This is a genomic window from Paenibacillus sp. KS1 (assembly GCF_001680695.1).
In the GTDB taxonomy this organism is placed as follows: domain Bacteria; phylum Bacillota; class Bacilli; order Paenibacillales; family Paenibacillaceae; genus Paenibacillus_B; species Paenibacillus_B suaedae.
Window position 1 is genome coordinate 25,313 of sequence record NZ_MAIS01000065.1, and the last position, 9,284, is coordinate 34,596.

The following is a 9,284-nucleotide window of genomic DNA, read 5'->3' on the forward strand; positions in this document are numbered from 1 at the left end:
GTACCTTACCGGTGCTGGGCTTTTGCATATGGGTAACCCACAAATTTAAAATCTTTACCTAATGGCTGCACACTGACATTGTGAAGCTCTACAGCGCCACTCATCTTTTCGATCCCTGTCCCACCGAGAAAGGACGATGCATTCCGACCACCTATCAACTTCGGAGCCATGTAAATAATGACTTTGTCGATGAGTTTATTCTTAAAAAAGGCTGCATTGATTTCACCACCGCCTTCTATCAAAACGGAAGAAATCATCTCCCTGCCCAAAAGCTGAATAACTTCGATTGGATTGACCCTGCCCGTCTGTTCCGTAACAAAGACTTTAACACCTGCCTTTTCTAATGCCGCCTTCTTCTCGACGTCGTGAGAAGTTGTTGTGAACACCCAAGTGGGAGCTTTTCCATCTGTAACCACCTTAGCATCCAAAGGTAACCGTAAAGAGGAATCCAAAACCACGCGTATCGGGTTCCTACCGTTAGGTAACCTTGTTGTAAGCTTGGGGTCATCTATAAGCACCGTGTTGACGCCAACTAAGATCGCGGCATTCTGATTGCGAAGAACGTGGACATCTTCCCCGAGCCGCTTCTGAAGTAATCCATTTGCTATCGGAAGAGTAGCTATTGATTTTCCCATCCATCGTGATAGCTGTTTTTAAAGTCACAAACGGAATATGCTGGACAATAAATTTATTGAAAACCTCATTCATTTGGAAAGATTCTTCTTCACATACTCCCGTGATGACTTCGATTCCTGCTTCCCGGAGTATATCCACCCCTCTCCCCGAAACGAGCGGGTTAGGGTCAAGTGATGCGATCACCACTTTTTTAATGCCTGCTTCAACAATAGCAACTGCGCATGGCCCTGTTCTACCATAATGGGAACAAGGCTCAAGCGTCACATAGATGGTCGCTCCCCGCGTAAGCTCTCCAGCCATGCGGATCGCATGGATTTCGGCATGGGGTTCGCCTGCCTTCATATGAACCCCGATGCCCACGATGCGGTTTTCGTTGACAATCACAGACCCTACAAGCGGGTTTGGATCAGTCTGCCCCTTCATGGCCTTTGCATTCTGTATAGCCAGCCGCATATAGAATTCATGGTTATTCATCATTGTTGCAGGAACCATTCCCTTCGTTTATATGTCCCGACCGCTCTATTTTGGTTTTTAAGTATTTTTCATTATATTCCGATACATCCCCCCAAAGCTGTACCCGATCTTCCACTGCCATGCCTGCGTTTCGAAGCGCATCAATCTTTTTAGGGTTATTGGTTATCAGTGTAACCGGTTTGGTCCGAAGGACATTTAATACTTGTATCGCATCACTATAGTCACGGGCATCGTCAACAAATCCAAGTTTAAGATTGGCATCTACGGTATCGTAACCATTTTGCTGAAGGATATAAGCCAGTGCTTTACTGAAAAGCCCGATCCCTCTGCCTTCGTGGTTGGCAAGATAAAACAGCGCGCCAGTTCCATGCTCGGCAATATGCACCAATGACTGCTCTAGCTGATATCCGCAATCACAGCGTTTGCTGCCGAAAATATCCCCCGTGTGGCAAATGGAATGGAACCGGATTAAAGCATGATCTGCATTCTCGAAGTCTCCGTGCACCAACACACTCGATTGTTGATATTCAGCTAAATTCACATTCGATAATTTGGCAACAATATGCTCAAAATCTTCCGTTACCTCGCTGCAATTCAACCAGCAATACCATTTAAACTGAACGGTCTCCCCCCGCAAATTAATCGGAAGATTTATTGGTCCGACTAGATAAATGGCACCGTTTTCCGTGTTGATCATTTTAATTCTCTCTTGTAGAAGAGAAATGACTTTGGGATCAAACTCCTTAACAGCAGGCATTAACACAACTCCTCTTTTAACCAATGTTTATGTCTTATTGTGTACGAAACAACTTTTATTCCCTGTTAATGGTTAAACCAGCATCCTGCCTAAGCCAATCCAGAACATCATGTTGATTTTCTTCCGAAACGCCATGGTCGGTCGGGTATATCTTTAATGTGATTCGTTGCGTGTGTTCCTTTAAATATGTCGCCGTTTCATGCACGATCCTGACTGGGAATACGGAATCATACTCACCGTGCGTGACAAATATCGATACATTATTCAGACTTCGAAGTGAATATTCCGTCTTTACAAAGTCAGGAATGTATCCATTCAACGCAACAATTCCCTTTAGTTGATCTCCCATTGTAAGTGCAAGCGTCATGGATAAAATGGCGCCTTGACTGAAGCCGAGCAAGTAACATTTGCCCGGATCGATTGGATACTTATCCATCGCATATTGAATGAAAGCTTCGAGCTGTTTTATCGCCTCATCAAACATCTCTCGAATGGGATTGCCCAAACTTTTCAGTTCGTAATATTGATATCCTGCACCAAGCGGTAGATTACCGCGAATCCCAATGACAATGAAATCATCACTTATAGGTGCAACCAAGCCAAACATATTTCTTTCATTAGAACCTTTACCGTGCAGCGTAAAAATAACCGGGTATTTCTTATTCGGTACTACATGGGCAGGCAGGTGAACGTCATATTGGTAAAACGGAGTCATTTGAACCACCCTTTTTGAGACGCTTTTCCTGCCATAATAATGCGGTCAAGCGAGAATGGCGACCGGTCGGCCACTGCAAGGTATAAAGAAATCATCATAAATCCAAGATCCAACTCATAGCCAGCCATCTGAGCATTGCCAAGAAGTCCGGCGGAGAGTTTTGCAGTCAGTATTGCACCAATAAGCATTACTACGAATAACGCCGATACATAACGGGTAAACAATCCCGCTATCAGCATAATACCGCCCACAAGCTCAAGCAGCGCCACGATATAAGCCGCAAATCCAGGGATACCAATGGAACTGAACCACGCCTCAACATTAGTCATGCCCATTTGAAATTTCGCGATACCATGAAACATAAATATGATTCCTAGCACTACACGCATAATAATTGTTACTGCAGCTGTCTTCGTCAAACAAATCACCCTCAAAATAATATTAGTCATAAAGAAATAAAATTCATATTAGTAATACTAATCAAAAGCAAGTAGCGTGTCAACAAAAAAATTGCTAATATATAATTATATTTGTTATCACTAATATTAAAGAGGTGCAGTCCTTATGGATATTGGCTCCACAATACGTGCTATCCGAAAACGAAAAAATATAACTATTGCTCAAATCTGCGAAGAAACTGGTCTATCACAAGGATTCATGAGTCAAGTGGAAACTAATAAGACTTCCCCTTCCATATCAACTCTAGAAAACATCGCAAAAGCACTAAAAGTACCTTTAGCTTACTTGCTATTAAAGAAAGAAGATCGGATGAATATTGTTCGTAAAGATGAGCGAAGCATTACGACAAGCGGTTCTGATAAGTTAACAGTGCAGCACTTAAGCTCTACGAAGAACGTAAGGATGATGGTCGTTGAGTTTCCTCCAGGGGCTTCGACGGGGATTGCTCCACATGCGCATGAAGGTGAGGAGGTTCATATTGTCATTGAGGGAAGAATCTACGCGGAGCAGGGAGAAGACGCGGCCGAATTTGAAAAAGGTGATTCCTTCAGTTGGAACGCATGTACACCCCATTTGGTGAAAAACATCGGTGATGACACTGCCATCGTTCTAATATCCATCTATACGGAGAACGACAACAATCGGGAGCTCATCTAACTATCAGCTATGTTCGTAGGACATAAAAAACGAGGAGTCTTGCCAGTGGCAGAACTCCTCGTTTCGTCTATGTTTAAATCAGCTTATACTCTTTAAGCAGCTGCATGATTCTGGTGTGAGAAACTTTTTGCACACCCGTCGCTGCTGCTAATTGGATTGCTGGAGGCAGCTCCATATCGGTTAGTTTCTTGCCGTCCATCATTTTCGCTGTGGAATCCAGCAACACACGGACATCATAAGCGGATCCAAATACTTCTGGCACGCCGCGATCAATATCAAGAAGCGTGTACACAGCTTCCATGGCGGTACGTACCGAGTACTCTGTGGTGAATACCGTGTCTCGCGGTGTTTCGGCGAAGTTACCGATAAAGGCAGCGTTGACACAATCATCAGGAACTACATTCGGGCGATCTCCCGCAGCCCTTGGCATGAAGTAAGAGGTAACATAAGGCATCATGCAAGGAACACAGTTTGCGGAGTTTACGGCAAGATCGTGAATCTCTGCTTCAGGTACGCCCATGTGGTAGAGCCATTCTTCCGTGATCTCGATACCCGTGCAGTCCTTCATCGGTTTCTTGATGTAGTCACCTGGCACGTCGCAATACAAGCTGTAAACCCATACGACGAGCTGATCTTTTGGCTGCGATTTGAAGTGAGGCTGTCGGTTCAAGGTAAAGCTCATCAGCCATTTTGAATCTTTTACTGTCACGATACCGCCGGTAACGACCTTGCCACTGAATGGATCCCGCTTGCAAATTTTCTCGATGTAAGGAGGGATTCGGTCATCCAACGTTGTAACCGTAGCAGACTCCCAGTTGCTTTCCGCTATGTTGCCACAGAATTTGTCTGGACGGCCAAAGGCAGGATCCTGCTCCGCGATCTTCTTCCAAAGCTCCCAGCTTCCCCCGAGGGAGGCATTCATAATGGCCGGAGTGTTGTTGTCGCCTAAAGTGGAGCTCTCGGTATTGCTCCCATTCGTGATGAATACCAGATCATTTTCAGTCAGGTCAAAGTGTTTTTCTTGTCCGTGTTGAACATAGACCAGCTTTTTAGCAACTTTCTTGTTCTCCGTAATATCAAACTCAACATTCGTTACGGTCGTTGCATATTGGAAGGTGACGCCATGGCCTTGCAAATACTTCATTAGCGGTAGTGCAAGAGACTCATACTGATTGTATTTTGTAAATTTCAACGCTGAGAAATCTGGCAACCCCCCGATATGATGAATGAATCTAGCGATATATCTGCGCATTTCCATCGCGCTATGCCAAGGCTCAAATGCAAACATCGTCTGCCAGTAAAGCCAGAAATTCGAGTTAAAGAAATCTTCCGAGAAGACATCTGTAATTTTCATATCTTCAAGCGCTTCTTCTGGCGTAAAGAACAACTTGATAATTTCCATCGAAGCGGTTTGAGTCAGTGTGAATTTGCCGTCGGTATGTGCATCCTCACCACGATTGAGGATAGCACGCTGCAAGGAGAAGTTCGGATCCTCCTTGTTGAGCCAGTAAAATTCATCTAATACCGATGCACCCTCCGTTTCAAGTGAAGGAATAGAGCGGAATAGATCCCAAAGGCATTCGAAGTGGTTCTCCATTTCCCGGCCACCGCGGATAATGAATCCTCGACCGTCATCGTAGATGCCGTCTAATCCACCTCCGGCAATATCGAGTTCTTCAAGAATATGAATGTTTTCCCCCTTCATCTGACCATCCCGTATGAGGAATGCGGCTGCGGACAGTGATGCAAGACCAGAGCCGATCAGATAGGCGGATTTTTGATCAACACCGAGTGGTTTCTTTGGACGGGCAAAAGCTTCATAGTTACCATTGCTATAATACATCCTTACAACCTCCTTTAGTGATCCTGACACCTCCACTTTATAGGAGTATGAATGCAATAAAAATAGACAGCTAAAGCCCTGTGTCTAAAATTTAAACTTCAAGTGCCATATGTCTAAAAAATCCATAGGTTATGGTAAAATAATAAGTAACATTGCATCCTAAGGAGAGGTTTCCAATTCATCCGTACACCAAACATGCATTAGCTGATGCATTGAAGGATATGCTGGGCACCAAGACTTTAGATAAAATAACGGTTAAAGATTTAGTGGAAGCCTGCAAGTTGAATCGCCAAACCTTTTACTATCATTTTCAGGATATTTATGACCTGCTCGGATGGATATATAAAACGGAGGCACTAGGTGCTATCCAGAATAACAAATCCTATGCGAATTGGCAGCAGGGGCTATTTATCATTTTAGAATTTGTGGAAAGCAACAAGGCGCTTTGCATGAATACCTGTCGTTCTCTTGGAAAAGAGCATTTGGAAATGTTTTTAAATCAGGTTTTGTTTGAACTCCTAAATAATGTTATCAATGAAGTATCGGATTCCCGTGTGATTTCAGAAAAGGACAGGACGTTCATCGTTCAATTTTACAGTCATGCCTTTGCAGGAACGCTGTTGGATTGGATTGAGGATGGGATGAAAACACCCTATGAGGTAATCGTGAACCACATTGTTCGACTGATGGATGGGCGTTTTATGGATGCAGTGGAGCGTTTTAAGTGAATCTAAATCTATCATTTCTATCATTTTTTACAAATTAATACTTAATTTAATGGAAACACCCTGGATTTTACTACCAAATACCCCCTATACCTGATAGACTAACGAATAGTATTATATTTCAAGGGGGAAAACATGAAGAACTTCACAAAATTTCTATCTATTTTATTAGCCGCAGTGATTATATTATCTGGATGCTCAAGTAATAATGCTGCGGATTCGCAGGATCGATCTGCGGATGAGAAGCTGGCATTATCCTATGTCACAAACTACCACAATGGTACGAAAGAGGCCAAAACGAAGTTTGTTGATGAGAGTATACACCCTGATGTGCAGGGTAAATTCCGTGTTGGTGCTAAGAGAGCGCTTCCGGAGGACGAGCAGCTGAAGGATCCGAAGGTTGTAGAATCTGTTGATTATGATGACGGAGACACAAAAGGATCATTAGTACTCATTCAATCGGCAGACGATAAAGAAATGATTGCGCTGATTACCGAAAATAAAGTTTACATGCATTTTAGTCTACAGAACACGGCTCCGGATACGTATGATCAAATACGCAGTTCATTTAAAACAGCTAAAAAAGGCTAAATATTTAATAACAATAGAGCCACCTGGTCTGAACTAAACCCGTCAGTAGACATTAGAATACAATGATTAAGCAGCCTTAGCTCGTACTTCCATCGGGCTAAGGCTGTTTAGTTTTTTCTGCAGCCGTTCATCCCTAATTCCTATCCCCTGTAGAGCAAGAAAAGCCGTGCAAATGTCAGGAAATAATCCTAATTCCATAGTTCCCGTCACTCTATTCAGCATTATAAGGCGCCCCATCGTATCCGTATGTTTTAGTACGAATCTTTTCCAACCCTTTTGATTTTTTCATTGGATGTCCGCCTTTTTTGGGCGTAGCGAAAAATGTTCATCTAGGCATTTGAACAGGCTAAATTTCTAGATACCCATACAATAGGAATAGAATAGGGGAAATGCCTTGTACCCGTCCAATTATATGAATTTGAGGTGACGGTCTTTGGATTGGAATCAAAACAGAAGAACTTACCATGCATTTATCAGCCTTGGAGCAACGTGCCAGACTGCGCATCAATTAAGAAGATTAAAACTCCGCAAATTTAGTGGCCCTCTTGATTGGTTTATTTCCTATCCTTCCTCGAAAATTTCGCATCTTCTCAAGACAAGGTTCAATGGATTTATGGAATTAGACAAATTGCGTCTTATAAACATAGTCGATAATCATTATGTTTTACGTGATACGGAATACCATGTAGATTCGTATCATGATTTCCCCGTTCCTTATAATCCCAACCAGCTGTACCCCAAGTTTAAAGAGACAATGGACCGTAGGGTATCCAGATTTTTGAAAACAATAAAAACCGGCCCTGTTTGTTTCGTTCGTACAGAAACTTCAAGCTCGGAGGCGCGGCTCCTGGAACAAACTTTATATGGCATCTCGCACAAAGATTTCAGGATACTCATCGTTAATTTCCATAATCAGTGGGGAAAAGGCGTCATTTATGACGATTGGGGATTGCAGCGCGTTTCTTCTGTCAAAATTCCTACAGGAAAAAATTGGAGAGGATCAGACCATCATTGGGATCTCATTATGAAAGGGTTTAAATCGGTATAGTGCCTATTTTCATCTGCCGATTTATTTGAAACGCGACAATTAGAAAATCACGTCATTTGAGACGTAATTAATAGTACTCTGATTGCACGTACTGAAGCCTTGTCCATCTTTGAGTAAATAATCTAGTTTCTTATTTATTTCCCATTCTGAAAATAGCACACGGGTGTAGTCACAGTATTGATGTCACCTGGCATCGTCCCCATTGGGTCAGCCTGAGTCTCTCCTTCCTCACACTTCAGGCGGAAATGTGATGAAAGAGCCTGCTAAAGATGATCCATGAACCGACATACCTGATTGCCGTTACAAAGAGAGGCGGAAGACAGCCATTGATGTGTTCATGACTTCGAAAAACATAAGCGGCTTAGACATGTTAGTCGGTGACTTCGGAAAAATACCAGCTAAGTCAATCATGTACACGATAAAATATAAAACAGCGATGATCTGTGTGAGGAAAATGGCATGGATATGTGATATCAAAAGGAGATAGCACGCGATAAACGACGTTATTCCAAGTAAGATCAGAAACAGATTAAACCCCTAGAATAAAAATACACTCCCTTTTAATTTCGAAAACTTGTCATGATCATGATGTCCTGCATCGTTATGCCTTCCTCTCATCCTTTGGTGTGTCTCAAGCTTATCAGTGAGGAAAGAAATTGAATTGTAAAAAATGAGCATATATGTTCAAGTGCCAATTATTCATCGGGCATGCCATACCGAGAGTGTCGGTGTCTCATACTATAGTGAAAAATTAGTAACGCCCTTCTTATATGTATATTTCAGAGTGTATGTTTCTTCTTTTCCATAGGGCATTGTAGCGATTTTTATACGAGTATAATCAAGCCTGCTATCTCTTAAAATTCTTTTCACCAGGGCAATACTCCGCTCTTCTTCCGTAACAACACAAAATATATTTAGAGCATACTTTTTCGAGTCGGACATGCACTTCCCCATATCTGATCCATCAACATAGCCTAAGTTAGCATCTGATAGTGATATCTCCAAATACTCCATTACTTTATCTCTTAACCAGCGATCACGTTGACTGCCTGTGACACTTTTCAGTGGATATTGTACCACTAGCCAGAATTTTCCTCCCATTCAGATTCACCAACCAATCAGTTAATATATTTAATTCTATCGTGTGAGCGAAGATACGGCGTTACCAATGAATACTCTTATATAGATAACTATAACAAGAAAACTTTGTATGTGGACGCGTTTATTTGCAACAGCAAAAAAACTGTTTGTACGCTGAAATCTCCCTCCGATGCTTCTCACTCACTCCCAGCGCGTGAGACCGAACTCCTGACAGCGGCGTATCCCACGCTGCTAACGAAAAAAAGCCAACCCCACGCGGTCGGCTTAATGATGGTGGA

At 42.6% G+C, this 9,284-nt stretch carries 10 protein-coding genes and 1 pseudogene; 4 read left to right on the forward strand and 7 right to left on the reverse strand.

Annotated elements, in window-relative coordinates:
• Positions 1-5 precede the first annotated feature (5 nt).
• From ribD to BBG47_RS19610, 4 genes and pseudogenes are all read right to left on the reverse strand, one after another.
• Positions 6-1,110, reverse strand: a pseudogene (gene ribD, locus BBG47_RS19595) (bifunctional diaminohydroxyphosphoribosylaminopyrimidine deaminase/5-amino-6-(5-phosphoribosylamino)uracil reductase RibD).
• Positions 1,103-1,867 (reverse strand): GTP cyclohydrolase II, encoded by a 765-nt coding sequence (locus tag BBG47_RS19600; RefSeq protein WP_065293109.1) that lies wholly within the window; start codon positions 1,865-1,867, stop codon positions 1,103-1,105. Before BBG47_RS19600 ends, ribD begins: the two are co-directional and overlap by 8 nt.
• Positions 1,868-1,922: 55 nt before the next feature.
• Positions 1,923-2,582: an alpha/beta hydrolase gene (locus tag BBG47_RS19605; protein ID WP_065293110.1), complete on the reverse strand. Its 660-nt coding sequence runs from the start codon at positions 2,580-2,582 to the stop codon at positions 1,923-1,925.
• On the reverse strand, positions 2,579-2,971 hold the full coding sequence (locus tag BBG47_RS19610; protein WP_036621283.1) for a DoxX family protein: 393 nt from the start codon (positions 2,969-2,971) through the stop codon (positions 2,579-2,581). Before BBG47_RS19610 ends, BBG47_RS19605 begins: the two co-directional genes overlap by 4 nt.
• Positions 2,972-3,146: 175 nt before the next feature.
• On the opposite strand from BBG47_RS19610, the gene BBG47_RS19615 reads away from it, so the two are divergent.
• Positions 3,147-3,698 (forward strand): helix-turn-helix domain-containing protein, encoded by a 552-nt coding sequence (locus BBG47_RS19615; RefSeq protein ID WP_065293112.1) that lies wholly within the window; start codon positions 3,147-3,149, stop codon positions 3,696-3,698.
• A 73-nt stretch (positions 3,699-3,771) separates the two neighbouring features.
• Here BBG47_RS19615 and BBG47_RS19620 read toward each other — a convergent pair whose 3' ends face one another.
• Positions 3,772-5,541: an oleate hydratase gene (locus BBG47_RS19620; protein ID WP_065293113.1), complete on the reverse strand. Its 1,770-nt coding sequence runs from the start codon at positions 5,539-5,541 to the stop codon at positions 3,772-3,774.
• 221 nt (positions 5,542-5,762) lie between these two features.
• Between BBG47_RS19620 and BBG47_RS19625 the strand changes: the two genes are divergently transcribed.
• From BBG47_RS19625 to BBG47_RS19635, 3 genes are all read left to right on the forward strand, one after another.
• Positions 5,763-6,269 carry a TetR/AcrR family transcriptional regulator gene (locus BBG47_RS19625; protein ID WP_065293118.1) on the forward strand — a complete coding sequence of 169 codons (507 nt, stop codon included), beginning with the start codon at positions 5,763-5,765 and terminating at the stop codon, positions 6,267-6,269.
• A 132-nt stretch (positions 6,270-6,401) separates the two neighbouring features.
• On the forward strand, positions 6,402-6,857 hold the full coding sequence (locus BBG47_RS19630; protein WP_065293114.1) for a hypothetical protein: 456 nt from the start codon (positions 6,402-6,404) through the stop codon (positions 6,855-6,857).
• A 433-nt stretch (positions 6,858-7,290) separates the two neighbouring features.
• A complete protein-coding gene (locus tag BBG47_RS19635) occupies positions 7,291-7,905 on the forward strand; it encodes a DUF1796 family putative cysteine peptidase (RefSeq protein ID WP_065293115.1) in 615 nt (204 codons plus the stop codon).
• A gap of 300 nt (positions 7,906-8,205) precedes the next feature.
• On the opposite strand, the gene BBG47_RS31415 is transcribed toward BBG47_RS19635, so the two are convergent.
• Together BBG47_RS31415 and BBG47_RS19640 are read right to left on the reverse strand one after the other, a co-directional pair.
• Positions 8,206-8,433 carry a DUF8051 family protein gene (locus BBG47_RS31415; RefSeq protein ID WP_483310743.1) on the reverse strand — a complete coding sequence of 76 codons (228 nt, stop codon included), beginning with the start codon at positions 8,431-8,433 and terminating at the stop codon, positions 8,206-8,208.
• 210 nt (positions 8,434-8,643) lie between these two features.
• A complete protein-coding gene (locus BBG47_RS19640) occupies positions 8,644-8,985 on the reverse strand; it encodes a hypothetical protein (RefSeq protein WP_254659876.1) in 342 nt (113 codons plus the stop codon).
• Positions 8,986-9,284: the final 299 nt, after the last annotated feature.